The 24,659-nt window shown below is 59.9% G+C and carries 27 protein-coding genes; 17 read left to right on the top strand and 10 right to left on the bottom strand.

Features of this window, described 5'->3' with window-relative positions; genetic code table 11:
- The first annotated feature begins 80 nt into the window (after positions 1–80).
- Entirely contained in the window at positions 81–1,184 is a 1,104-nt protein-coding gene (locus H7A77_RS09450) for a DUF1615 domain-containing protein (RefSeq protein WP_182074090.1), read from the top strand.
- 52 nt (positions 1,185–1,236) lie between these two features.
- Here H7A77_RS09450 and H7A77_RS09445 read toward each other — a convergent pair whose 3' ends face one another.
- Entirely contained in the window at positions 1,237–2,916 is a 1,680-nt protein-coding gene (locus H7A77_RS09445) for an alpha-keto acid decarboxylase family protein (RefSeq protein WP_033642005.1), read from the bottom strand.
- Between the two features lie 1,047 nt (positions 2,917–3,963).
- On the opposite strand from H7A77_RS09445, the gene pagP reads away from it, so the two are divergent.
- From pagP to H7A77_RS09430, 3 genes are all read left to right on the top strand, one after another.
- Positions 3,964–4,554: a lipid IV(A) palmitoyltransferase PagP gene (gene pagP, locus H7A77_RS09440; RefSeq protein ID WP_033642007.1), complete on the top strand. Its 591-nt coding sequence runs from the start codon at positions 3,964–3,966 to the stop codon at positions 4,552–4,554.
- A gap of 126 nt (positions 4,555–4,680) precedes the next feature.
- Positions 4,681–5,169, top strand: coding sequence for a DUF2501 domain-containing protein (locus H7A77_RS09435; protein ID WP_033651046.1), 489 nt, complete (start codon positions 4,681–4,683; stop codon positions 5,167–5,169).
- Positions 5,170–5,220: 51 nt separating this feature from the next.
- On the top strand, positions 5,221–5,484 hold the full coding sequence (locus tag H7A77_RS09430; RefSeq protein WP_019454261.1) for a DUF333 domain-containing protein: 264 nt from the start codon (positions 5,221–5,223) through the stop codon (positions 5,482–5,484).
- Between the two features lie 35 nt (positions 5,485–5,519).
- Here H7A77_RS09430 and H7A77_RS09425 read toward each other — a convergent pair whose 3' ends face one another.
- Together H7A77_RS09425 and H7A77_RS09420 are read right to left on the bottom strand one after the other, a co-directional pair.
- Positions 5,520–6,137 carry a hypothetical protein gene (locus H7A77_RS09425; protein ID WP_182074089.1) on the bottom strand — a complete coding sequence of 206 codons (618 nt, stop codon included), beginning with the start codon at positions 6,135–6,137 and terminating at the stop codon, positions 5,520–5,522.
- A gap of 107 nt (positions 6,138–6,244) precedes the next feature.
- Complete coding sequence (locus tag H7A77_RS09420) at positions 6,245–6,934, bottom strand: transporter (RefSeq protein WP_164107212.1); 690 nt, start codon at positions 6,932–6,934, stop codon at positions 6,245–6,247.
- A gap of 138 nt (positions 6,935–7,072) precedes the next feature.
- Between H7A77_RS09420 and H7A77_RS09415 the strand changes: the two genes are divergently transcribed.
- Together H7A77_RS09415 and H7A77_RS09410 are read left to right on the top strand one after the other, a co-directional pair.
- Positions 7,073–7,855 (top strand): DeoR/GlpR family DNA-binding transcription regulator, encoded by a 783-nt coding sequence (locus tag H7A77_RS09415; RefSeq protein WP_033642011.1) that lies wholly within the window; start codon positions 7,073–7,075, stop codon positions 7,853–7,855.
- A 2-nt stretch (positions 7,856–7,857) separates the two neighbouring features.
- Positions 7,858–8,241 carry a VOC family protein gene (locus tag H7A77_RS09410; protein WP_033642012.1) on the top strand — a complete coding sequence of 128 codons (384 nt, stop codon included), beginning with the start codon at positions 7,858–7,860 and terminating at the stop codon, positions 8,239–8,241.
- Here the strand turns inward: H7A77_RS09410 and H7A77_RS09405 are convergent, their stop codons facing one another.
- Positions 8,242–9,150, bottom strand: a complete 909-nt coding sequence (locus H7A77_RS09405) for a LysR family transcriptional regulator (protein ID WP_004940584.1) — start codon at positions 9,148–9,150, stop codon at positions 8,242–8,244.
- A gap of 125 nt (positions 9,151–9,275) precedes the next feature.
- On the opposite strand from H7A77_RS09405, the gene H7A77_RS09400 reads away from it, so the two are divergent.
- From H7A77_RS09400 to H7A77_RS09380, 5 genes are all read left to right on the top strand, one after another.
- Complete coding sequence (locus H7A77_RS09400; protein WP_016928920.1) at positions 9,276–10,157, top strand: pirin family protein; 882 nt, start codon at positions 9,276–9,278, stop codon at positions 10,155–10,157.
- A 116-nt stretch (positions 10,158–10,273) separates the two neighbouring features.
- The gene (gene ycaC / locus H7A77_RS09395) at positions 10,274–10,900 is read left to right on the top strand and encodes an isochorismate family cysteine hydrolase YcaC (protein ID WP_004928476.1); all 627 of its coding nucleotides are present in this window, start codon (positions 10,274–10,276) and stop codon (positions 10,898–10,900) included.
- A gap of 151 nt (positions 10,901–11,051) precedes the next feature.
- Positions 11,052–11,381, top strand: a complete 330-nt coding sequence (locus H7A77_RS09390; RefSeq protein WP_033651052.1) for a hypothetical protein — start codon at positions 11,052–11,054, stop codon at positions 11,379–11,381.
- 75 nt (positions 11,382–11,456) lie between these two features.
- Positions 11,457–11,909, top strand: a complete 453-nt coding sequence (locus tag H7A77_RS09385; protein WP_042783761.1) for a thiol-disulfide oxidoreductase DCC family protein — start codon at positions 11,457–11,459, stop codon at positions 11,907–11,909.
- A gap of 86 nt (positions 11,910–11,995) precedes the next feature.
- Positions 11,996–12,247, top strand: coding sequence for a hypothetical protein (locus tag H7A77_RS09380; RefSeq protein ID WP_033642017.1), 252 nt, complete (start codon positions 11,996–11,998; stop codon positions 12,245–12,247).
- Here H7A77_RS09380 and H7A77_RS09375 read toward each other — a convergent pair.
- The 3 genes from H7A77_RS09375 to H7A77_RS09365 all read right to left on the bottom strand — a co-directional run bounded on the left by H7A77_RS09375 (position 12,238) and on the right by H7A77_RS09365 (position 14,524).
- Positions 12,238–12,786 carry a GNAT family N-acetyltransferase gene (locus H7A77_RS09375; RefSeq protein ID WP_182074088.1) on the bottom strand — a complete coding sequence of 183 codons (549 nt, stop codon included), beginning with the start codon at positions 12,784–12,786 and terminating at the stop codon, positions 12,238–12,240. The two genes, H7A77_RS09380 and H7A77_RS09375, sit on opposite strands and share 10 nt — an antisense overlap.
- A gap of 95 nt (positions 12,787–12,881) precedes the next feature.
- Entirely contained in the window at positions 12,882–13,613 is a 732-nt protein-coding gene (locus H7A77_RS09370) for a DUF2076 domain-containing protein (RefSeq protein ID WP_182074087.1), read from the bottom strand.
- Between the two features lie 107 nt (positions 13,614–13,720).
- Positions 13,721–14,524, bottom strand: a complete 804-nt coding sequence (locus H7A77_RS09365) for a helix-turn-helix transcriptional regulator (RefSeq protein WP_182074086.1) — start codon at positions 14,522–14,524, stop codon at positions 13,721–13,723.
- A gap of 117 nt (positions 14,525–14,641) precedes the next feature.
- On the opposite strand from H7A77_RS09365, the gene H7A77_RS09360 reads away from it, so the two are divergent.
- Entirely contained in the window at positions 14,642–15,412 is a 771-nt protein-coding gene (locus H7A77_RS09360; RefSeq protein ID WP_072628305.1) for a class I SAM-dependent methyltransferase, read from the top strand.
- A 57-nt stretch (positions 15,413–15,469) separates the two neighbouring features.
- Here H7A77_RS09360 and aqpZ read toward each other — a convergent pair whose 3' ends face one another.
- On the bottom strand, positions 15,470–16,165 hold the full coding sequence (gene aqpZ / locus H7A77_RS09355; protein WP_025301712.1) for an aquaporin Z: 696 nt from the start codon (positions 16,163–16,165) through the stop codon (positions 15,470–15,472).
- 426 nt (positions 16,166–16,591) lie between these two features.
- Between aqpZ and H7A77_RS09350 the strand changes: the two genes are divergently transcribed.
- Positions 16,592–17,953, top strand: coding sequence for an esterase-like activity of phytase family protein (locus H7A77_RS09350; protein ID WP_072628304.1), 1,362 nt, complete (start codon positions 16,592–16,594; stop codon positions 17,951–17,953).
- A gap of 200 nt (positions 17,954–18,153) precedes the next feature.
- On the opposite strand, the gene H7A77_RS09345 is transcribed toward H7A77_RS09350, so the two are convergent.
- The gene (locus H7A77_RS09345; RefSeq protein ID WP_182074085.1) at positions 18,154–19,329 is read right to left on the bottom strand and encodes a low temperature requirement protein A; all 1,176 of its coding nucleotides are present in this window, start codon (positions 19,327–19,329) and stop codon (positions 18,154–18,156) included.
- Between the two features lie 310 nt (positions 19,330–19,639).
- On the opposite strand from H7A77_RS09345, the gene H7A77_RS09340 reads away from it, so the two are divergent.
- Together H7A77_RS09340 and H7A77_RS09335 are read left to right on the top strand one after the other, a co-directional pair.
- The gene (locus H7A77_RS09340; protein ID WP_033634035.1) at positions 19,640–19,924 is read left to right on the top strand and encodes a YdgH/BhsA/McbA-like domain containing protein; all 285 of its coding nucleotides are present in this window, start codon (positions 19,640–19,642) and stop codon (positions 19,922–19,924) included.
- A 240-nt stretch (positions 19,925–20,164) separates the two neighbouring features.
- Positions 20,165–20,722 carry a class I SAM-dependent methyltransferase gene (locus tag H7A77_RS09335; protein WP_033642027.1) on the top strand — a complete coding sequence of 186 codons (558 nt, stop codon included), beginning with the start codon at positions 20,165–20,167 and terminating at the stop codon, positions 20,720–20,722.
- On the opposite strand, the gene H7A77_RS09330 is transcribed toward H7A77_RS09335, so the two are convergent.
- The gene (locus tag H7A77_RS09330; protein WP_033651058.1) at positions 20,723–21,184 is read right to left on the bottom strand and encodes a GNAT family N-acetyltransferase; all 462 of its coding nucleotides are present in this window, start codon (positions 21,182–21,184) and stop codon (positions 20,723–20,725) included.
- A 216-nt stretch (positions 21,185–21,400) separates the two neighbouring features.
- Between H7A77_RS09330 and H7A77_RS09325 the strand changes: the two genes are divergently transcribed.
- Both H7A77_RS09325 and H7A77_RS09320 read left to right on the top strand, forming a co-directional pair.
- Positions 21,401–22,516, top strand: coding sequence for an ABC transporter substrate-binding protein (locus H7A77_RS09325; protein WP_182074084.1), 1,116 nt, complete (start codon positions 21,401–21,403; stop codon positions 22,514–22,516).
- Complete coding sequence (locus tag H7A77_RS09320) at positions 22,509–24,632, top strand: TonB-dependent siderophore receptor (protein ID WP_182074083.1); 2,124 nt, start codon at positions 22,509–22,511, stop codon at positions 24,630–24,632. Before H7A77_RS09325 ends, H7A77_RS09320 begins: the two co-directional genes overlap by 8 nt.
- Positions 24,633–24,659 lie beyond the last annotated feature (27 nt).

The raw sequence follows: 24,659 nt of genomic DNA, 5'->3' as shown, positions 1-24,659 counted from the left end.
CGGCGAGATCTTTATACTGGATTGTGCGCGGCGGCTGGGCTAATTTCAGTGCTGTTCATGTCATCACGTTCAGGGAAAAGATGTCGATACGCCGTTTATGCCACCCGAAGCCCCTCCGTTTGCTGAGCCTGGCCGCGCTGCTGGCGCTGGCGGGCTGTACCAGCAAAACCACCACCACCTCGCCGGCGGCGCGCCCCGCCGACGTCAAAGCGCGACTGATGACGCTGATCCCGGCCAATGCCGGCGATCGTCAGGGTTGGGCCACCGATATCACCGCCGCGTTCGCCGCGCAGGGCATCGAGCCGAGCGATGAGAACCTGTGCTCGGTGCTGGCGGTCACCGAACAGGAGTCGACGTTCCAGGCTAACCCGCAGGTGCCGGGGCTGCCGAAGATCGCCTGGAAAGAGATCGACCGCCGCGCCGATCAGATGCATATCCCGAACTTTTTGGTGCATACCGCGTTGAAGATCTCGTCGTCGAACGGCCAGAGCTACAGCGAGCGCCTGGATAAGGTGCGCACCGAAAAGGATCTGAGCGATATCTTCGATGACATGATCGACCGCGTGCCGATGGGGCAGAAGCTGTTCGGCCATTTGAACCCGGTTCATACCGGCGGCCCGATGCAGGTGAGCGTCGCCTTCGCTGAGGCGCATGCCAAAGGGTATCCTTATCCGGTTGACGGTTCGATTCGGCGCGAAGTCTTCAGCCGACGCGGCGGCATGTACTTCGGCATTATGCATTTGCTGGGGTACCCGGCCGACTATAGCCGGCCAATTTACCGCTTTGCTGACTTCAACGCCGGCTGGTACGCCAGCCGCAACGCGGCGTTCCAAAACGCGGTCAGCCGGGCGAGCGCCATTCCGCTGGCGCTGGACGGCGATCTGATCGACTTTGGCAGCGACAAGCCCGGCTCCACCGAGCTGGCGGTGCGCACGCTCGGCAAGCGCCTGAACATGAGCGACAACGCCATTCGCCGGGCGCTGGAGAAAGGCGACACGGCCGACTTTGCCGATACCGACCTGTATAAGAAGGTCTATGCGCTGGCGGGCGGCAAGCTGCCGCGCGAGATGCTGCCGGGCATCCAACTGGAAAGCCCGAAAATCACCCGTAAGTTGACTACCGCCTGGTTCGCCAAGCGGGTGGATGAACGCCGCCAGCGCTGCATGGCGCGCGCCGGCGGTTAACCCTAAAGAAAACGCCGCAGGTGGCCTGAGTCACCGGCGGCGCGATCGCGCATCAGGCGCTGCGGCGCGGGTTGGTCAGGCCGAAGTTAAAGCTGTTGCAACGGTTGCAGAACTCTTTCATCACCGGCGGCGTGTCCATCATCGGCACTTTCACCTCGATAAACGCCAGCCGATCCTGCCGCGAGGCGTGTTCCAGGGCCATTTCCAGCTGTTGCGTGGTTTCCACCGCCACGCTGAACGGCTGCGATCGAGTATTCAGCACCGCCGGCAGTTTGGCGTAGTCCCACGGGCTGATGTCGTTGTAGGACGAGCTTTCGCCGAGGATATAGCGTTCGATGGTGTAGCCGTCGTTATTGATCAGGAAGATGATCGGCTTTTGCTCGCAGCGCAGCAGGGTGGACACTTCCTGCGCAGTCAACTGGAAAGAGCCGTCGCCGATGAACAGCAGGTGGCGGCGTTCAGGGGCCGCCATCAGGGTGCCGAGCAGCGCCGGCAGGGTATAGCCGATCGAGCCCCAAATCGGTTGGTTGACCACCTTGACGCCGTCCGGCATGCGCATGCCGCCGATGGCCGCGCCGGAGGTGCCGTTTTCCACCACCACCACGTCATCCGCCCGGATGAAGCGTTGGATGCGCCGCCACAGATAGGCCTGGTCGATAGGCGCGTCGCTCGGCGTCGCCAGCTTCTCATGCGGGCTGGCCAACGGCGCCAGGGGCTGCGCCGGCGCGTCTTCGCTCAGATCCAACAGCGCCTGCAGCAGATCCGCCGTCGACACCGCCGGGTAGGAGGTGTTGTCCAGCTTCATTGAGAACGGTTGGATGTCCACCTGAGCGGCGGCGGGAATGTGCTGGGAGAAATAGCCGGTGGTGGAATCCACCAAACGCACGCCGAAGCTCAGCACGCAGTCCGAGTGGGCCATGTGTTCATACAGTTCGGGGCGCGACAGATTGCCGCTGTAGCCGCCCATCCAACCGGCGGTGTTTTCCGGGATAATGCATTTGGCGGTGGGCATATTGGTCAGCGGAATGGCGAAGCGGTGAGCGACCGCGATGACCAACTGCTGCAACTGGTAGCGATCCACCATTTGATCGACCAACATGATTGGGCGCTGGGCGCGTTTGATTTTGGTTAACAGCGCCATCGCCGCTAATTGCACATTGTATTTATCGCTGGCCGGTAATTGCGGTGCCGTCGCCGCCGCGGCGATTTCAATTTCCACATCGCAAATATCCGACGGCAGCTGTAAATACACCGGCTTCTTCTCTATCCAGGCGCGGGAAATAACGCGTGGGATTTCTTGTGCGGCATTTTCCGGCGTAATCAAGGCTTGTGCAACGGTGAATTGTTTAAAGCAGTTCATGACGTTGTCGAAATTGCCATCGCCCAGGGTATGGTGCAAGAGCTGGTGATTTTTCATCGCATGCAGCGGCGGCGTGCCGGCGATGCAGATAACCGGCGAGGATTCGGCATAGGCCCCGGCGATGCCGGACAGCGCGGCCAGATCGCCGACGCCGTAGGTGACGATCAGCGCGCCGGCGCCTTTCATGCGGGCGTAACCGTCGGCGGCGTAGGAGGCGTTCAATTCATTGCAGTTGCCGACAAACGCCAGCCGCTCGTCGTTTTCCAGCAGCTCCAGCAGGCTGAGATTATAGTCGCCGGGCACGCCGTAAATACGATCGACGTTCAGGGCGTGAAGCTGTTGCAGAATGAATGACCCGATAGTTATTTTCATTGATTGCTCCGAATTATTTATCTTTATTTTGTCAGGCGAAAATCAGCAAAAATAAATTGCTGGCGATGTTGTGTCGTTAGCATTAACAGTTATTTAAAGTGTCGGCTTGTTCAAGACAGGCGTGGCAGCCGATGAATCGGCGGTTTGTATTCGGCGCTTTACGCGATTGAATAATGTATAAATAGTGTGGTTATTATGCAGGAGGACGGTGCGGTATTTTTCCCTGGCGGTATATCGACAGAAAAATGGCGGCGTATTGGCATTTATCATGATGCAGGGCGAATCATCCGGTACTTTTGACGCCGCGTTAAATCCCATCGGGTGGCGTAACGCTCTTTTGCTGGTAAATAAAGGCAGAAGCCGGCGCAAAGAGGCATTTTGGTGATCCGCCGCACGCTTATTTCATGAAACCATCGCGCAACCAATCAAAAACAAAAAATTAACAATGTCGCTTTTTTATTCGCGTCGTGTTGTCAGTTTTACTTTACGGGGCTGCAATGCGCGCCGCCTCGGGCCGGCGTAAAAAAGCGTCATTACGGGCGCTAATATAACGTGGCGACCATCACATTCCGTGGGGCCTATACGTAAACTTTTCTCTACGTGCGCCTGGATGGCGTATACCTACCAAAGGGCCTGCGTCCCAGCGGGGGTCGTCTGAGGGGGAAATAGCCATGAAAAGCTATCGACATGTGCTGGTGCTGATCCACGACGAGCGTGATGGGTTGCCGTTGCTGCGCGTCACCCTTCGGCGTTTTAAAATCGACTGTTCGGCCTTATTCTCTGGCGTTCGTGAACCGCCTCGATGTCGATGTGTTGGTCAAGCACCTGGCCCGCGAGTAGCGAACGACAAAGCGGACTTTTCCCACGGTTTTGCCGTCCGAAAGGCGCTAACATGCAGATGTCGGTGCAACCCGTTATAAACCAATGCGAATTTTCCGATGCTAAGCTTAACCAAGGCGAAACGGGCGTTGGATAAATTGGATACAGCTTGATCTTGCCTGGGCTATCGGTAAAAATCTTCGGCCGTATTTTTACAGGAGCTTTACCATGTTTCTCAAACGGACTCTGTTGGCATGTTCTCTGGCGTTGATATTTCCTGCACTGCCTTCTTACGCTGAGGTTAGTACAGAAAGTGGCAATACCGCGCAGGCCGAAAAACCGGGTCTATGGCAGCGCTTTACCCATAACGTGTCGGAGACCTGGAACAATTCGCCGAACCACGATCTCTATATTCCGGCCATCACCTGGCATAACCGTTGGACTTACGATGACGAACATATCGATAAGTACAACGAGCGCCCGTGGGGCGCCGGTTACGGCATCTCCCGCTACGACAGCGACGGTGACTGGCACGGCATCTACATCATGGCGTTCAAGGACTCCTTCAACAAGTGGGAGCCGATCGGCGGCTACGCCTACGAGAAGATCTGGCGTCCGTTGGATGACAAGGATTTCCGCCTGGGGCTGGGTTTCACCGCCAGCGTCACCGCGCGCGATAACTGGAAATATATCCCTATCCCGGCGCCGCTGCCGCTGGCTTCTATCGGCTATCAGCGGCTGACGTTCCAGGCGACCTATATTCCCGGCACCTATAACAACGGCAACGTGTTCTTCGCCTGGCTGCGCTGGCAGTTCTAAACTTCCTGAATTCCGAAAAACGGCGCGGCGGTGAGATAAAAGGAACTTGTCGCCGCAGGCGGCGTCGGAGAGGTATCCCGGCGCGCTGCGCCGATTGCATGCCGTTCTTACAGGAGTTTTATCACTATGATCACCAAACATCGTTTACTGCTGGCTTTGGCGCTGTCCGCGACCCTGGCCAGCGGCGCCACCCAGGCCGCCGGTCTGATGGATTCTCTCAACAGCGCGGCGGGCGAACTGAGCAAGTCTGGCGGCGAAAGCGGCGGCGGCATGTCGCTCTCCTCGTTGACCGGCCTGCTGAACGGCGGCGACAAGGCGTTAAGCTCCAGCAGCATGACCAACGCCGCCGGCATCCTGCAATACTGTGTGAAAAACAACGTGCTGTCGGCTAACGGCGCCGAAGGGGTGAAAGATCAGTTGCTCAGCAAACTGGGCATCACCAGCACTGAAAACGCCAAGAGCCAGGATTATCAGCAGGGCCTGGGCGGCTTGCTGCAGACCGGTGAAGGCAAGAGCCTGGATCTCAACAGCCTGGGCACCTCGCAGATCACCGAGAAGGTGAAACAAAAAGCCTGCGATCTGGTGCTGAAACAGGGCAAATCCTTTATTTCATGATCAACCCACGGCGGAGCGTTCCGCCGTGGGTATTTTGCATAAGCTGGAAAAATGAAAAAAACGTTGATGCTTTCCCTGCTGGCAGGGATGACGATGTTGCAGGGGTGTTCCGTGAAATCCAACGATGCGCCGCCACCGCCGCAGGTGAAACCGATCGGCATGGCGAACCCGGCCGACGTGTATTGCACCAAAATCGGCGGCAAGCTGAACGCCAAAGAAAACGCGGCGGGCCAGTATTCGACCTGTACGCTGCCGAATGGGCAGGAAATTGAAAGTTGGGAGCTGTTCCGCCGCGATCACCCGGTGAAAAAGTAACCTCTGCGGCGCCGGCGACTCTGCCCGGCGCCCGATCAGAATTGCCGATCGCCTATCGACTGCAGCTGCAGGCTGCCGTCCTTTTGCAGCGATAACGGTATGCGCCAATCGGTCCGTTTATCCAGGTTGAACGGCCGGGAGCGGAACATGCAGCCGGTCTTGATGTTCTTGATTTTCATCACGTGTTCCGCATCCGCATTCATTTTAACCTCGAAGCTGCCGGCGGCCGGAATAAAGACTTCCGCCAGCTGCTGCGGCGCGGCGGGCGTTTCCATTTTGACCAACACCGCGAAATCGTTGCCTTGATTGTCCAGCGTCAGCCGATGCAGGCCGGTTGCGGGCAGGCCGGTCGGCTGATGCAGATAGCCGGCTGACGCGGGCCAGGGTTGCCCGGCATTATCGTGCAGCGGCCCGCCGCATTGCTCACGCGCTTCGCGCTGCGGCATTTCGCGCTTGATGGCGCGGTTGTAATCGGTGGGGGCGGCGAGGCTGAATTCGTCGTCATACTGGTGGGTGAGCAGATAGCGCTTGACGCCGAGCACCCCGAGGGCGACCAGCATGAAGAACAGAAATACCCTCAGGCGATTTTTAAAAATCAGCCCAAACAGCTTCCCGGGTAATTGAAACAGCCACCTTGCGATCGTCAATAACATCGTTTTCCCTTTACGCCCAAGCTGTTACGTCTGCGGTAACTTCGCTTGCCTCAGTATAGCCAAAGCGTTGCCACCGGGCGGCATGCGCCATGAAATTCCTGTTTTTTTTATCCTAAACCTTCTTCCAACAGCAACAGCAGCAGGAAGCCGGCAAAGAACATCGCGGCGGCGAACGGGGTTTCCTTTCCGCCTTCATGCGCTTCGACCAGCAGCTCTTCGGTCACCAGGTAGAGCAGGGCGATCAGGCCAAAGGCCAGAAAGGCGGTCAGCCAAAATGCGCCCAGCATGGCCACCGGCGCCCCCAGCAGGCCGCCGATGGGCAACAGCAGCGCCAGGCCAACTATCGCCGCCATGACGCGCAGCCGCCTGCCGAGAAAGTCTTGCAAATCGCCGACGATCGACAATCCCAGGAACAGCACTTCCAGCGTTAACGCCAGCGTCAACAGCAGGCCGGCTTTGGCGCCGGCCGCGAAGGCAATGCCCAGCACCAGCCCATCGATAAAGATATCGACGCCGACCGCGGCGATAAAACCGACCGGCCCCTGCGCTTTTTCGCCCAGCCGCCGAACCAGCAACATTAACAGCACCCCCACAGCGCCGCCCAGCAACACCGCCAAAGGCGACTGCTGTTTGAGATCGGGCAAGATTTCGGTGGCGGCGGCGGCGAACACGATGCCGGCGGTAAAGTGATGGATGACGCGCATCGCGGCGTCGCCGGGGCGGCGATAGAGCGCCATCGCTGCGCCGACGACGGTGGCTGCGGCGGGAAACAGCGTATAAAGCACGGCGGAGGTCATCGCGTCATAATCCCTTATCTGTGATGTCACTTTCAGTCTAGACGAGCGCCGCCGCTTGAGTGTTGCCAAAAAAGTGTTTGTTCGATTGTGTGCGTTTGTGTACATTCATGATCACTTTAGCATCACCGGATTGATATGATGTCCAAACTGTTACCGAATGAGCGCCATCAGGCCATTCTCGACACGCTCCGCCAACAGGGGCGAGTGCTGGCTCTGGAGATGGCGCAGCGGCTGAATACCACCGAAGCGACCATCCGCCGCGACCTGCGTCAGCTGGCGGCACAGAATCTGTGCAAACGCATCTATGGCGGTGCGCTGGCGCCGACGCCGGCCGAAGGCCCCGTTGCGGCACGCATTGCCCTCAGCGGTGATGAGAAGCTGGCGCTGGCACAGACCGCGCTGGGGGTGATCGGCGAAGAACAGCTGATCTTCCTTGATGCCGGCAGCACCCACCTGTATTTGGCGGATCTGTTGCCGCGCGATCGGCGTTTGACGGTGGTAACCAATGCGTTGAGCATCGCCGGCAAAATGCTGGAACGGCCGGGGATCCGCACCATCCTGATCGGCGGCGAACTGGATGCGCAGGTCGGCGGCTGCGTGGACGCCAAGGCGGCGGAAGAGATCGACGGATTTCATTTCGATCTGGTGTTCACCGGCATTTGCGCCTACGACCCGGCCGGCGGCTTCTCCGCGTTGAGTTACCAGGACGCCACGTTCAAAAAGCGGTTGCTGACGCGCGCCGGCAGCGTGGCGGTGCTGTGCACCCGCGACAAACTCAATACCTACGCCCCTTACCCCTTCCTGCCCGCCGGGCGGGTGGATCATCTGGTGACGGCGCGCGGCGCGCACCCGCAGCTTGAGCAGCAGGTGGCGCAGGGCGGCGGCCAGATCTGGCACAGCGATTTATCGACCGGAGAATGATGATGAAAATAGCCCATGTTGCCCTGTGGACCCGTGACATCGACGCGCAGCTGGCGTTCTGGCAGCGCTATTTCAACGGTGAAGCGGGAGAGGAGTACGTCAGCCGCAATCGGCCGGGGTTCGTTTCCCGCTTCGTCAGCCTGGCGGCCGGGCCGACGCTGGAGATCATGCGCGTGCCGACGTTGCTGCCGGCGCAGGCGCAGGAGGAGCGGGTGGGCTGGGCGCACATCGCGCTGTCGCTGGGGGATGAGCGGCAGGTCGATCGGTTGGCGCAGCGCGCACGGCAGGAGGGCATCTTGCTGTCCGCGCCGCGCTGGACCGGCGACGGCTTCTACGAGGCCGTCATTCGCGATCCGGACGGCAACGCGATCGAAATCACCGCCTGATTACTCTTCTTCAATGCTGGCGAACTGCTCACCCAGATAGTCGAGCAGCAGCCGCACCGCCGGCAGCAGGCCGCGGCGCGACGGGTAGACCGCGTGCACCACGCCGCCCTGCGGCTGCCAGCCAGGCAACAGTTGCACCAGCTCGCCGCGCAGCATGTCGTCGCGCATCATCATCGCCGGCAGTTGTACGATGCCGGCGCCGGCGATGGCGGCGGTGCGCAGCATCAGCATGTCGTCGGTGACCAGCCGCGGCGTGTGCTCCCACTCCACCCGTTCACCCTGTGGGCCGGTCAGCCGCCATTGGTGCTGAGCGCGCGCCGGGCCGAGATCGAGCGTCGGGTATTTACGCAGGTCTTCCGGCGTTTGCGCCGGCCCGAGGGTGCGCACCAGCGCCGGGCTGGCGGCGACGCACCAGGTGCGCTGCGCCAGGATCTTCAGCACCAGATCGCTGTCCTCCAGCGGCGGCGGCCGCACGCGGATCGCCAGATCCAACCCTTCCCCCACCACGTCCACCCGGCGGTTGGTGGCCTCCAGATGCACCGTCACCTTGGGATAATCGGCCATAAAGGCTGCCACCATGCTGCCGACGCGAGTGTGCAGGATCGCCACCGGGCAGGACATGCGCACCGTGCCGCAGGGCTCGGCGCGCGTCTGTTCGATCGCCTGCTGCGCGGCTTCCGCTTCCACCAGCATCGCCTTGCAGTGCGCGTAATAGGTTTGGCCGACCTCGGTCACCGAGAAGCGCCGTGTCGAGCGCTGGATCAGGCGCACGCCCAGCCGCTCTTCCAGCAGCGCTACGCGGCGGCTGAGTTTGGATTTGGGAATGCCCAGCGCCCGGCCGGCGGGGGCGAATCCCTGGTGATCGACCACGCTGGCGAAGAAAAACAGGTCGTTCAGATCGGTCAGCATCGCATCCCTTATCGTTCTACCAGTAGAACGCTGAGTGTACATCTTGCCTACTACTGCAGCAAACCCCGGCGGATTAAACTTCTGACATCAACTTAAGGCCGTGAGGTCTGAAACCGGAGTTCAAGATGAAAAAAATCCTCGGTATTCACAACAGCCCGGAAGCACATTGGGTCGGTAACGGTTTCCTAGTGAATTCGCTGTTCTCTTATAACGATTTGGGGGCGGAAATGAGCCCGTTCCTGCTGCTGGATCACGCAGCGCCAACCAAATTCCGCTCCGCCTCCGGCACCCGTGGCGTGGGTCAGCACCCGCATCGCGGGTTTGAAACGGTGACCATCGTCTATCAGGGCGAAGTGGAACACCGCGACTCGACCGGCAGCGGCGGGGTGATTGGCCCCGGCGACGTCCAGTGGATGACCGCCGCCTCCGGCATTCTGCACGAAGAGTTCCATTCGCGGGACTTCTCGCGCAAGGGCGGCACCATGGAAATGGTACAGCTGTGGGTCAACCTGCCGGCCAAGGACAAAATGGCCGAGCCGGGCTATCAGACGCTGCTGAACGCCGATATTCCGGTGGTTCCTCTGGCGGACGGCGCAGGGCAGGTGCGGGTGATCGCCGGTGACTTTGGCGGCCACGCCGGCCCGGCGCGCACCTTCAGCCCGCTTAACGTGTGGGATATGAAGCTGAATGCCGGCCATACCACCACACTGACGGTGAAAGAAGGCCATACGCTGGCGCTGGTGATGCTGCACGGCGCGATCCTGGTTAACGGTGAAGACGTGGTGCGCGAAACCCAAATGGTGCGTTTCGACCGGGCGGGGGATTCGATCACCATCGAAGCCAACAACGACGTCGCGCTGTTGGTGCTGAGCGGCGAACCGATCGATGAGCCTATCGTCGGCTACGGCCCGTTCGTCATGAACAGCGACGCGGAAATCCAGCAGGCGTTCCGCGATTTCAACAGCGGCAAGTTCGGCAGCATGAACGCCGAAGCGAGCGCCGGTTGAACCTTGGCGCCTGGGGCGGACAGTGTTCCCCGGCTCAGGCGCTACACTTAAACCTCAACGCCCCGCCCTGCGGCGGGGCGTTTCATCCGCAACATCAACCCCACAGGAGTAAAACCATGACTGCAAATTACAAGCGCCTCGACAAAGACCAGGCCGCCGTATTGCTGGTGGATCATCAGGCAGGGCTGCTTTCGCTGGTGCGTGATATCGATCCCGATCGGTTTAAAAACAACGTGCTGGCGCTGGGTGATTTAGCGAAGTACTTCAACCTGCCGACCATTCTTACCACCAGTTTCGAAAACGGCCCCAACGGCCCGCTGGTGCCCGAACTGAAAGCCCAATTCCCCGATGCTCCCTTCATTCCTCGCCCTGGCCAGATCAACGCCTGGGACAACGACGACTTCGTCAAGGCGGTGAAAGCCACCGGCCGCAAGCAGCTGATCATCGCCGGCGTAGTGACCGAAGTGTGCGTGGCATTCCCGGCGCTGTCGGCGCTCAATGAAGGGTTCGAGGTCTTTGTGGTGACCGACGCCTCCGGCACCTTCAATGAGCTGACGCGTCAGTCAGCCTGGAGCCGCATGGAGGCCGCCGGCGCGCAGCTGATGACCTGGTTCGGCGTCGCCTGCGAGCTGCACCGCGACTGGCGCAACGACATCGAAGGCCTGGGCACGCTGTTCTCCAACCATATCCCGGACTACCGCAATCTGATGACCAGCTACAACACGCTGACGAACGGCAAGTAACGCGACGGCCCTTTACCCAACCTTTTGCCTCTCATCACGTTAAGCGCGTGTAAGCAAAGCGCAGCGGGGCGAAAAGGTAGCGAAAAGCGGCTTTCTCATGGGCCGGGGACGGGGTAGCGTAATCCCGAACCCGGCAAATGAGGCTAATTCAATGAAACAAGCAATCAAGATCCTGGCGCTGCCCTGCATGGGCATGGCGCTGTTGTTCAGTGCGAGCGCGATGTCTGCCCCCGAGGCGCCTGCGGCCAAAGCGTTGCCGCCTGTGGCGGATGAACCGATGCGCATGCCGCCTTTCCCGGGCGGGCACCCGCCCAAGCCGGGGTTCTGCCGCGGCGGTGAGCTGTTCTGCGCCACCTCGGCCAGCGACAATCCGGTGGAAACCATCAACAAACTGACGGCGGTGATCCCGGCGGGCAGCGCCAAACATTACGAAGTGCGCGTCGCGGTGGTGGCGGTGCCTGACGCACCGCCCGCGCCTTAACACGCCCCGTCATCCCGCTCTGGCCTGGGCGCACCAGGCGCGTTAGGCTAAGGCGAGCATTTTTCGGGAGGCGGGATGACCCCTTTATCACAGCTGCCTTATCTGCAGCCCGGCGATCGCGCGTTGTTGTTCGACGGCGAATGCAACCTGTGTCATGGGCTGGTGAGATACCTTGTTCGCGCCGATCGGCAGCGGCGCATTCTGTTGGCGACGGTGCAATCCGTCGAAGGGCAGGCAATCCTGCAGGCGCTGGGATTGCCGACCGATCGTTTCGATTCCGTGGTCTATGTGGAACAGGGGCGCTGTTGGCTGCGTTCGGCGGCGTTGTTTCGGGCGCTGCGCCAAGTGGGATGGCCGTACCGCGCGCTGGCGTTGGCGCGTTTCCTGCCGCCGCGACTGGCGGACAAGATCTACGATGCGGTCGCCGGCAATCGCTACCGGCTGTTTGGCCGCAACGACGGCAGCGGCCTGCCGGGTGCCGACCAGCCCGGGCGCTATCTGCCTCGGCGGCGGGAGCCGCCGGCCTGAGCTTTACGCTTCTTTACCATCCAACCGCTTGAAATATCAGCACTCCAGCTCCATATAATGGGTCATTCAGCCAACAAGGAGCGCGTATGGGAATCAGTGAAGAAGAGCACATCCGCCGTTTGACCCAAGAGAAAAACGACATGGGCAATACGGCGAAATGGGTGGCGATCGTTTCCGCCGTCTACTTTGCCTTGATGGTGTTTTATGGCCATCCAACCGGCGTATTGGCGATGTCGGGCGCGGTATTCATCGTCTCTACCGCCACCTGGTTGAAAAAGCGCCAGAAGGTCAAATCTTACCGCATGGCGTTGGCCAAAATCAGCGACGATCAGCCCTGATAGTCGCAGCGCTTTAGCGTATACACCAGGCTCGGCGCCGCGCCGGGCACGTCATCCAGCGTATCCACCCGCTGCATGCCGATCTTTTCCAGCACTCGCCACGAAGCCTGATTCTCCGCACGCACAATGGCGGAAATCTCCTCCAGCGCCAATCCGGCAAAACCGTATTGCAGCGACGCCCGCGCCATCTCGGTGGCCAATCCCATGCCCCAGACGCGAGTATCGAAGCGATAGCCGAGGTTCACGGTGCGCTGCGCCCCGAGCGGTTTCCGGGACAATCCGCCAAAGCCGATAATCCAATCCGGCCGTTCGCGCAGAGCGATCGCCCAGGAACCGTAACCGTGTTGTTGCCACCCGGAAATTCTCTCTTGCAGCGCCGATGCGGCCTGCGCTTCGCTGGTGAGTGGGCCGGCGGGATTGAAACGCTGCGTTTGCGGATCGCCGAAGATGGCGTAGAAACGCGCGAGATCCCCCATCACCGGTGGGCGCATCTGCAGGCGTTCGCTGAAGAAAGGAGTGGAAGGATTAAAGCTTGTCATCGTTTCTCTCTGCTGGATGAATGAACAGTGTTCACTGTAGACCAGAATGGCGAAACGGGAAATCCCCCTCTGCGGGTGAGAGGGGGCGAAGGGAATTACAGGAAGGAGTCGTCGTCGCTGTAATCGTCGTCGGCGTAGTCCGTGTCGTCCTGATAGTTGGCGTTCTGGAAGCCGTTGTCCTGGTTGAGGAAGCTGCCGCCATCGCCGTTGTTGAAGGTATCCAGGTTGTTGGAGGCGTCGAAATTGCGCATTGCGCTGTCGTCCAGCGGCGCCGGGGTTTCCTCGATAATATTTACGATTTCCTGTGGTTGCGAATGGCGGAACATGCCGGTCAGCATGTCGGCCAATACCACGCCGCCGGCGACGCCCGCCGCCGTTTGCAAGGCGCCTCCCAGGAAGCCGCCGGCGCGTGAAGGCGCCGCCTGCTGCGGTGGGGCATAGGCCGGTTGCTGCGGCTGCTGCTGCGCGTTGTTCCAGGCCGCCGTATTTTGCTGCTGCGCCTGATACTGTTCGCGCGGGCTTGGCGTACTGCGGCTGCCGCCGCCAAACAGGCCGGCCAGGAAGCCGCCGCTGCTCTGCTGGCCGTTGGCGGTTTGCTGCAGCTGCGCCACCTGGGCCTCCAGCTCTTTGACACGCTGATCCATCTGCTTGAGCGCCGCTTCCTGAATAATCATCGCCTGCGCCATGTAATAAGGGGCGGAAGGCTGCTCGCGAATATGCTGGTTGATTTGCTGCTCTGCCTGGAGATCCCGTGGGCCCGTCTTGGTCTCGGCTTCTTTCAGGCGGCCAAACAGACCATCGATAAGGCGTTGTTCTTCGGATTGCATAGGAGTACCTCAGGAGATAAATAACGGTGCTGGATGATCACTATCATCGGTATCAATTACCCTAGCGCGTTTACATGAACCAATAAATAAATGGCGGGTAAACCTGCCTATGAATTTGTTACCAATTGCGGCAGCGGGATCAGCATCACCAGCTTCAGACCGGCGTGCTCCACCGGATGGAAGGTGAGTTGGCGATAGCGCAGCGCGCCTTGCTGAGGATGCTCGAACGCTCTTTCGCCGCCTTCGCGCGCCATGACGTCATGTTGCTTCCACCAGTGATTAAAGTCCGCGCTGTTGTGCGTCATGTTGCGCACGAAGGCGCGCATCTCTTCGGTATTTTGATGATGGCTGGTCTCGGCGCGAAATTCGGCCACCACGCGGCGCGCGCGCTTTTCCCAATCGCTGACCAGCGTTTTCGCCAACGGGTGGAAGAACATGAAGTGCAGCAGGTTGGGGCTGTTGGCCACATCCAGCCAGCCGCTGAACAGCGCCGCCGCCTGCGGGTTCCAGGCGACGACGTTCCAGCTCACGTCCAGCAGATAGCAGGGCACCGTCATCTGATGTACGCTTTGCAGCACCGCGTCATTGGCGGTTTCGCGGTGCGCTTCCTGCTCGGGGTCGGCGATACGCGCCAGGGTAAACAGGTAGTGGCGTTCGGCCGGGCCGAGCCGCAGCGCTTTGGCGATGCGCGCCAGCGTGAAAGGGGAAATGGACACCTCGCGGCCCTGTTCGATCCAGGTATACCAGGTGGCGCTGATGCCGCTGATTTGCGCCAGCTCTTCGCGGCGCAGGCCGCTGGTGCGGCGGCGCGAAGAGCTGGGCAGGCCGATCATTTCCGGCGTGATGCGTTCGCGGTGCGCGCGCAGAAACGCGCCGAGGGCTTTTGGCCCGGATAAGGCTTCTGATGACATAGCATGGTACCTATTTATACCAGGATAACTGCTCATATTGTACCCGTATAGTAGCCTAATTATAGTAGCCGAAAGCCTTCAGGCACAGGCGCAAGCCGGATAATAACAGGAGCAAACATGAGCAACAGCAACAGCCATAACAATGCGGTAGACCGGCAGTTCGGCGAGCAGGCCAATGCCTATTTAACCAGCGCGGTGCATGCGCAGGGCAAGGATTTGCAACGTCTGGCGCGGTTACTGGCGCCGCACGCCGAAGCGCGCTTGCTCGATCTGGGCTGCGGCGCCGGGCACGCCAGCTTCACGGCGGCGGCCAGGGTGGCGCAGGTGGTGGCCTACGATCTGTCGGCGCAAATGTTGGCGGTGGTGGAGCAGGCGGCGGCGGAAAAAGGCTTGAGTAACATTCAGCTGCAGCAGGGCGTGGCGGAGTCTTTACCGTTTGAGGACGCCAGCTTCGATCTGGTCATCAGCCGCTATTCGGCGCACCACTGGCACGACGTCGGCCAGGCGCTGCGTGAGGTCAAGCGGGTACTCAAGCCGGGCGGCAGAGCGATTTTTATGGACGTGGTCTCGCCGGGGCATCCGCTGCTGGATATCTACCTGCAAACCGTGGAAGTGCTGCGTGACACCTCACACGTGCGCAACTATGCGCCGGGCGAGTGGCTGGCGTTATTGACCGAGGCCGGGCTGGTGGTGCGTGAGGTGACGTCGGATCGATTGATGCTGGAGTTCGGCAGTTGGGTGGCGCGCATGCGCACGCCGGCGCATTTCGTCACCGCGATCCGCGCGCTGCAGCAAAGCGTATCGCAGGAGGTGGCGGCGCATTTCGCCATTCAGCCGGACGGCTCCTTCACCAGCGATATCATGATGTTTGACGTGACGAAGGGCTGAAAGCAACGGGGCAGCCGATGAAGGCTGCCCCGTGAAACGCTATCGGCTGCGATGCGCTTATTTTTTGTCTTCCAGCAGGCAGCGGTAGATCAGGCCGCCGATAATGCCGCCGACCAGCGGCACCAGCCAGAACACCCACAGCTGCTGCAGCGCCCAGGTGCCCTGGAAGATCGCTACACCGGTGCTGCGCGCCGGGTTGACGGAGGTGTTGGTCACCGGGATGCTGATCAGGTGGATCAGGGTCAGCGTCAGGCCGATCGCCAACGGGGCAAAGCCTGCCGGCGCGCGTTTGTCGGTCACGCCATGAATAACGATCAGGAAGAAGGCGGTCAGCACCAGCTCAATCACGATGGCTGATTGCAGAGAATAACCGCCCGGAGAGTGTTCGCCGTAACCGTTGGAGGCGAAACCGCCTGCCGTGGCGTCGAAACCGGCTTTGCCGCTGGCGATCAAATACAGCACCGCCGCTGCGGCGATACCGCCGATCACCTGTGCGATAACGTAAGGAATCACGTCTTTCGCCGCGAAACGGCCGCCGGCGAATAAGCCAACGGTGATTGCCGGGTTAAAGTGCCCGCCGGAAATATGGCCGACGGCATAGGCCATCGTCACCACGGTCAGGCCGAAAGCGAGCGCGACGCCGAGGAAACCAATACCCAGCTGTGGGAATGCCGCGGCTAATACTGCGCTACCACAACCACCAAACACCAACCAAAATGTGCCAAAAAATTCAGCAAAAAGTCGCTTTGACATAGATTCCATCCTGCGGAATAGACTAACGGGCGTTAGCACTAAAAACTATAGAACAGCTTTTTAAGTTCATGCAGATATTCTATAGAATTTTCTTAATGCACCTTGAATAACGGCGGTATTAAATCCCTGACATTTTATTTTGTCTATGAGAAAAACACCGTTTTTCGCCATGTTGACGCGCGTTTGCCGATTTTTTTATCTTTGTTATAAGAATTTACCCTAAGCAAAACGACGGGCTATTTCCGGGCGGTTTTTTCCAGCGGTTTTCTCCATTCAATACGCTCAGGTTAATTGCTAATTTCTATTTGCCAGCCAACCTTATTGCCTGATGTGCATTTGACGAATTGCCTATTGTCATCTAAGTGTCATGCTAAATTAATATCGTCTTCTGCCTGACAACGCTTCATTTAACCTCGGGTAAAAAATATGAAAATAAAATCGCTCTCCCTGCTGTTGGCTTCACTGTTTCCGGTATTGGCTCACGCTGCCGACATTGAGGTGGCGCGTTATGTGGTCGGTTTCCCCGGCGGGGAACGCGTCGCCTATCAGGGGGCGTTCGCCGAGCATTTCCCGCAGGGATTGCCGGTAGGGATCGGCTCCGGATTGATGTTCAACAAGAAGCAGGGCGACGATTTGGTGCTGACGACGCTGACCGATCGCGGCCCGAATGCCGATGCTCCTGCGGTAGGCAAGCAAGAGGCCAAGATTTTCGCCAATCCGCAATTCACGCCTCTGTTGATGGACATTCGTATCGGCGGCGGCAAGGCCGTAGCCGAGAATGCGCGGCCCTTGCACGACGAAAAAGGGCCGATCGGCGGGCTGCCGTTGCCGGGCGAGCTGATTGGTTCTACAAACGAAGTGGCGTTGAACGACGCGTTGCAGCCGCTGTCCGGCGATCGCCGCGGGTTGGATACCGAAGGGGTGACCGGTGACGGCAACGGCGGCTATTGGCTGTGCGATGAGTACGGCCCGTTTCTGATCCATATCGACGGCAAAGGTAAAATCCTCGCCAAATATGGCCCAACGCCGCAGGCCGGCGAACAGGCGGTGGCGGGCGGTTTGCCGAACATCCTGAAATGGCGTCAGCCCAACCGCGGTTTTGAAGGATTGACCCGGATGCCGGACGGGCGAATTCTGGCGGCGGTGCAGAGCACGCTGGATGTCGATGGCAAAAGCAAAAACAAGGCGCAGTTTACCCGGCTGGTGAGCTTCGATCCGCGCAGTGGCAAAACCGCCATGTACGGCTATCCCATCGATATCGACAGCTATAAAAAAGCCAAAGACGCCAAAATTGGCGATGTCGTGGCGTTGGACAACCAGCGCATCCTGTTGATTGAACAGGGAACCGGTAAAGATAAGTCAATGATCAACAAGATCTATCTGGTGGATCTCGCGCAGGCCAGCGATCTGAGCGCGTTTGACGGCCAGGGTAAAGCGCTGGAGTTCGACGATGCGAAAGATCTCGCCAAACGCGGCGTGAAGCTGGCGCAGAAACGGGAAGTGGCGGATCTGCGTCAGTTGGGCTGGCGCCAGGAGAAAGCGGAAGGGTTGGCGCTGATCGACGATCGCACGCTGGCGGTGATCAATGACAACGATTTCGGCTTGCAGGCCACGCTGGTGGATGCGTCACCAAAGAGCAAGAAAATCGGCGACTATCAGTTGGAGAAAGGAGGGCGGTTGAGCCTCGACGGTGACAAAACCGACGCCCGCATCGAATTGCGCCCTCTGGAGCAGCCGGAATCGCTGAGTGAGCTCTGGGTGCTCACCTTGCCGCAATCCTTGAAGTGACCGACATCGGGGGCGATTGCGCCCCCGTCAGACCGTTGACAAAGGAGGAAAAAACGTGGTTTTTCCTCCTTTGTGGCCATCAGCCGAAAATCAATAAATTGATTTTCCTTGTTTTTTTATCCGCTGCTCTCTGCAAACCCGGTAATGGCATGAGGTTTGTCATCAATCTCACAGCGGGGGCGGTGACGTCCCCGTTTGCTTCAGGCTTGCGCGTGCCGCTGCGGCGCTTTGCCGCGCGAGATGCTCTCCCACGCCGCCACCACCACCATGAACAGCGTCGTCAGGCCATTGACCATCAGCAGGTCGGTTAAATAGGCGATCGGGGCCAATGCCGCCAGCGCCAGCAGCCCGACCAGATGCGACAGCGGGAAGCGGCGATACACCAGCCGTTTGTACAGCGCGTTGGCGAACAGGTAAATCGCCGGGCCGAGCAGCAGCACCGCCGCCGTGGCGTGTTGGATGCGGCCGTCGGGATGGGCGATCACCAGCTCGTTGGCCACGGCGCAGACGATGATCGCCCCCACCAGCGCGACGTGCACATAATGGAAATAAGCGCCCAGCTGGCCGGGATTTTCCGCCTGGCTGATGGCGTGGCTGCCGGCTTTGCTGCTGGTGGCGAAGTAAACCCACCACATCGCCAGGCTGCCGAGAAAGGCCACCAGCGAAGCGATGAGCACCGGCAGGCTCCAGCTTTCCATTTCGCTCAGGGTGGCGCCGGTGATCAGAATGGTTTCCCCCAGCGCCACGATCACGAACAGCTGGCAGCGCTCCGCCAGATGGTGGCCTTCGATGGTCCATTCGCTGCTGCTGTCCGAGCGCCCCAGCACCGGCAGGTGAAAACCGAACATCGGCGAGACGTACTCGCACAAGACGGCGATCGCCCACAGCGCCAGGCGAACATGGCCTTCCGCCAGCCCGCCGGCGATCCAGAAGACGGCGGAGATGCACAGCCAGCCGAGAATGCGGCGAAAGTTTTGTTTTAACGGATGATCGGGCGCCAGCAGGCGCAATACCGTGGCGGAGCGCCCGACCTGAATGGCGACGTAGAACAGGGCGAAGATCAGACCGCGTTCGCCAAACGCCTGCGGCAACGCGGCGGCGGCGAACAGCCCCAGCAGCATGATCGCGAACAGCAACAGGCGGATCTGGCGGGTATCCGGATTGAACCAGTTGGTGACCCAGGCGGTGTATTGCCAGGCCAGCCAGACGGCGAACCACAGCAGCAGGGTTTCCAGCGCGCCGGTCAGCGTCAGGTGATGCAACAGATAGTGGGAAAGTTGGGTCACGGCGAAAACGTAGATCAGATCGAACAGCAGCTCGGAAAATGAGACCGACGCGCCCTGACCGTCACGCACGCGCAGCAGGTTTTGCGACATAAGCGTTCTTCCTTAAAAGGGTAAGCCACAAAATTCAGCGTAGCTCAGCGCGCTCCGGCGGGTAAAAAATCTTAAATAGACGCGGCGCGCATTCTTTATCACGCGCCGTCTTTAATTGTTCATCAAATAGGGGTAAGGTGAAGCCTATAAAGTCATTCTCGCCTGAAAATACACACCCGCTCTCACTTCCTCCTTATTCTCCTCACAATGATTGATGTTCTTTACGTTGCATGACGTCCGTTTTCATTGGCTAGCGGATAATTAACATCACTGACAACGAGCTAATAAACAAGAACACCTGGAGTCAATCATGAAACTTATCCCAAGCATCGCAGCCGTATTGATCGCCGCCGCTTCATTTTCCACTTTCGCCGCGCCGCTGTCGTCGGTAAAACAGGTCAACAGCGAGCAGGCTGCCAATCTGCAAAGCCTCGGCGTCGTGTCGGTTTCCGGCGTTAGCGGCTCACCGCATGACGCCATCACCGCCCTGAAAGAAAAAGCCGCGGCGGACGGCGCCAGTCATTATCGCATTATCGGTCTGGACACCCCCGGGGACTCCAGCAACTGGCGCGGCAATGCGGAAATTTATCGCTAAGCGTTAGCTTTTTACCCTCTGGCCGCGGCAACGCGGCCAAAAAAATAAACGGTCGCAATAATTATCTGAACGGTCGGCGCATAAACCGCTTATTCTCAGATCATTATTTCGACCGTTTTTCTTTGCGCGCCGCTGATAAGGTTGCATTTTATTACAACTGTGTCCGCCGCTTTCGGAATCATGTTAATGATTACTTAAGAAATTCGGCTCACATTGAGGGCTTAACCCAAGGAGGCCTCAATGTTAAATGCGACCCGACTGCAACTGATGAATCACTTCGCTTACCTGCAGCAATTTATGGCTTCACCGCGCACCGTCGGTACGCTGGCGCCTTCTTCCCCGTGGCTGTGTCAGGCGATGCTGAATCAGGTTGAATGGACCCGGGCGCTGTCGATCGCGGAACTGGGCGCGGCGGACGGCGTGCTGACCAAACGCATTCTGGGGCGGATGCGCGCCGATGCGGCGCTGGAGGCCTTCGAGATCCAACCCCATTTCGTGCATCGGCTGCGCGGGATTGACGATCGGCGGCTGCAGGTGATGGGCCATTCGGCGACCCGGATGGCCACGGATTACGACGTGGTGTTTTCCTGCCTGCCGCTGCTGTCGATCCCGGTCAGGATCAGCGTGCGCATTCTTCAGCAGGCCCGGCAGCGGCTGCTGGCGCGCAACGGCACGCTGGTGCTGTTCCAATACAGCCACCTGTCGGAAAAATTGCTGTCGCGCTATTTTCACTGGAAGCGCCTGCGGGTAGTGCGCAACTTCCCGCCGGCGCTGGTGTATGTCTGTACGCCGCGTTAGCTACAGTTTTTTCTCCATCACCACCACCTCTTCGTCATGCTGCCGCCGGCGCTCCAGAGGTTGCCAACCCCAGCCGGCGTACAGCGCTTCCGATTTGTCGGTGATGAGATGCAGAACCGAGTGATGGCGCTGCCGCGCCGCCTCGACGATGGCCATTTCAAGACGGTGGGCGATGCCCTTGCGGCGGTGATCGGGATGCACGAAGACGCCGGCCAGCCACGGGGTGAGATCCTGGCGCTGATGGTCGTCGCTGGGCCACAGGCTGGCCATGCCCACCGGACGATCGCCGTCGATCATCATCAGCGTCAGGTGGTCGTCGCCCGGTCGGCTGCATTGGGCGAAACGCAGCTGGGTGCGCTCCAGCGAGCCGCCGCGCTGTGAACCCCACTGGCCGAATGCCCAGGCGGCGCACACATCGGCAAACTGCGGGCAATCCGACAGCGGAATGATGCGTTGAGTCATGGAGGTCTCCCGGTTTTTAGCTGTTTCCTCGTTCTATTTAACCGATTTCCCCGCCATTTTTTTAACTTTTTAAAGCCGTTATTTTAGCGGTTTCGCCGTGTTTGCCGCGCGCCCGGCGCCGTTTCCCGGATTTCTTTTGGCAATGGCGACGCGGGATTGCAAGCGCTAATGAGAGTGATTATCATGCGCACACTATTTCCTCCTTTCGGCTCAATCATGCGCAATTTCCTCATTTTACTGCTGCTTTCTCTGTGGTTCGGCGTGTTCTCCGCCCAGGCGAAGACGGTGACCGATATCACCGGCCGTCAGGTCGTGGTGCCGGACAATCCGCAGCGCATCGTGGTGGGGGAGAGCCGCATGTTGTATACGCTGGCGCTGCTGGAGCCGGGCAACCCGGCGCAGCGCATCGTCGGCTGGCCGGCGGATCTGGCGCGTTTCGATGCGCAAAGCTGGCAGCTTTATACGCAGCAGTTTCCGCAGATAGCCCAGATCCCCGTCATCAGCGGCAATAACTTTCGCCAGGTCAATGTCGAAAGCCTGCTGCAGCTGAAACCGGATCTGGTGATCCTGGCGCGCTATGCGCGTGAAGACGGCGACAACGATCGGTTGGTTTCTGCGTTGAACAAGGCCGGCGTGGCGGTGATCTACGTCGATCTGCGCATCGATCTGCTGAACAACACCGTGCCGAGCGTGCGGCTGCTGGGCGACGTGCTCAATCGCCGGCAGCGCGCCGAGCAGTTCATCCAGTTTTATCAGCAGCATATGGCGGTGATTCAGCAACATCTGGCGGGCTATCAGGGGCCGAAGCCCAAAGTGATGCTGCACCTGCATCTGGGGCGGCGCGACACCTGTTGCACCACCGCCGCGCACGGCAACCTTGGCGATCTGCTGACCTTCGCCGGCGGTGACAACATCGCCAACGCCAGCGTCAAAGGGGTGTATGGCGAGCTGAACCCGGAAACCATTCTGAGCGCCAATCCCGACGTGTACCTCGCCACCGGCATGGCCGGGCCGCAGGGCAAACGGCTGTCCGATCTGCGCCTCGGGCCGCAGGTCAGCCGCCAAGAGGCCGCTGACAGCTTCCGCCGGCTGATCGCCAAACAGCCGATGCTGACCAACCTGCAGGCGGTGAAAAACCACCGCGCCTGGAGCGTCTGGCACAACTTTTACCTCAGCCCGTACCACGTGGTGCTGGTCGAGGTGTTCGCCAAAGCGTTTTACCCGGATCTGTTCGCCGACATCAACCCGCAGCAGACCTTCCAACAGCTTTATCAGCAGTTTTTGCCGTTACCTTTTTCAGGGACCTATTGGAGTCAGTTAGATAATGAATAACAACAAACGCGGTTGGTGGTGCGCATTGCCGTTGGCGGCCTGCGCGACATCGCCGACGTGGGCGGCGGAAAAAACCGCGTCGCAGGAAGAAAACCTGGTGGTGATCGGCCGCAAAGACGCCGACGGCGTGCAGAGCTATCAGCCGTTGACCAGCGTCACCGGCACCCGCAGCGAAACCAACCTGCTGAACGTGCCGCAGGCGATCGACGTGGTGCCGCAGCAGGTGATTGCCGATCAGGCGGTCAGCAGCCTGGATGAAGCGCTGTACAACGTCAGCGGCATTACCCAGGCCAACACACTGGGCGGCACCCAGGACGCGGTAATGAAACGCGGTTTCGGCGACAACCGCGACGGCTCCATTCTGCGCGACGGCGTGCGCTCGGTGCAGGCGCGCAACTTTACGCCGACCACCGAGCGGGTAGAGGTGCTCAAGGGGCCGGCTTCGATGCTGTACGGCATGGGGGAACCGGGCGGCATGATCAACATGATCACCAAAAAACCCCAGCTGCAGCAGCGCACTCATGTGGAAGGCTGGGGCAGCAGCTTCAACGGCGGCGGCGGCCAGCTCGACGTCACCGGGCCGCTCGGCACGTCGGGCTTCGCCTATCGCATGATCGTCGATCACGATGAAACCGACTACTGGCGCAATTTCGGCCGCAACCGCCAGACGGTGATCGCGCCCTCGTTGATGTGGTACGGCGAGAACACCACCGTGCGGCTGGCCTACGAGCATATGGAATATCTGGTGCCGTTCGATCGCGGCACCATTATCGATTCGCGCACCGGCAAACCGGTGAATACGCCGCGCGATCGCCGTTTCGACGAAGCCTATAACGCCACCCGCGGCGATCAGGACAGCATCACTCTGCAGATCGATCAAACGCTCAACGAACGCTGGAAAAGCTCGCTGACCTACGCCTACAGCCGCAACAGCTACAGCGACAACCAGGCGCGCGCCACGGCGCTGAATCCGGTGACCGGCGTGTTGACTCGCCAGGCCGACTCGACCGCCCATGCCGTCAGCCACGCCAACGCGGTGCAGTTGACGCTCAATGGCGACGTGGACTGGGGGCGCATCAACCACCAGATGCTGTTCGGCTTCGATTTTGAAGATAACCGCACCTACCGCGGCGACATGATCCGCGGCAAAAAGAACAGCGATTTCAATATCTATCATCCGGTATATGGCCTGATGCCGCCGTCGACCGCGGTCAGCGCCAAAGACAGCGATCAGCGGGAAAATCTCACCAGCTACGGCTGGTTTATGCAGGATTCCATCCAACTGACCGATAAATGGCTGGTGATGGGCGGGCTGCGCTACGACGCTTTCGACGTCTATGCCGGCAAGGGGCGGCCGTTCCAGACCAACACCGACAGCTCGGACGGCAAGCTGGTGCCGCGCGCCGGGGTGGTGTACAAGCTGACGCCTTACGTGTCGCTGTACAGCAGCTATACCGAGTCGTTCAAGCCGAACTCTTCCATCGCCACCCAGATTGATTCGCTGCCGCCGGAGCAGGGCAAGTCGTGGGAAGTCGGCGGCAAGCTGGCGCTGCCGAACGGTGTTACCGGCACGTTGGCGCTGTTCGACATCACCAAGCGCAACGTGATGGTCAGTGAGCTGGTGGAGGGCGAAACCGTGACGCGCACCGCCGGGCGCGTGCGTTCGCAGGGCGTGGAGCTGGACGTGGCCGGTAATCTCACCGACTCGCTGAGCCTGATCGGTTCCTATGCGTATACCGACGCGCGCGTGGTGGACGATCCGGACAACAAGGGCAAAGAGATGACCAACGTGGCGCGCCATACCGCCTCGCTGTTCCTGACCCAGAACCTGGGCAGCCTGGGCCTGTACAGCGGCGATGAGGTGCGTATCGGCGCCGGCGCGCGCTACGTGGGCCGCCGCCCGGGCGATGCCGCCAACAGCTTCAATATGGATAATTACACCGTTGCCGATGCGTTCGCCGCTTACACTATGCCGATCAACGGCTATCGGGTGAAATGGCAGCTGAACGTGAAGAACCTGTTCGATAAAACCTATTACCCGTCCAGCGGCGGCAATTTGCGCGTGGCGGTGGGGGAACCGCGTGAGGTAGTGCTGCGCGGCAGTATCGATTTCTGAGCCGCGGGCGGTGAAATTTGCTTAAAT

This window comes from Serratia sp. ME47, from assembly GCF_903970925.1.
Taxonomy (GTDB): Bacteria; Pseudomonadota; Gammaproteobacteria; order Enterobacterales; family Enterobacteriaceae; genus Serratia; species Serratia ureilytica.
Note: the sequence above shows the minus strand (reverse complement) of the source record. Positions and strands in the feature narration are given on the sequence as shown.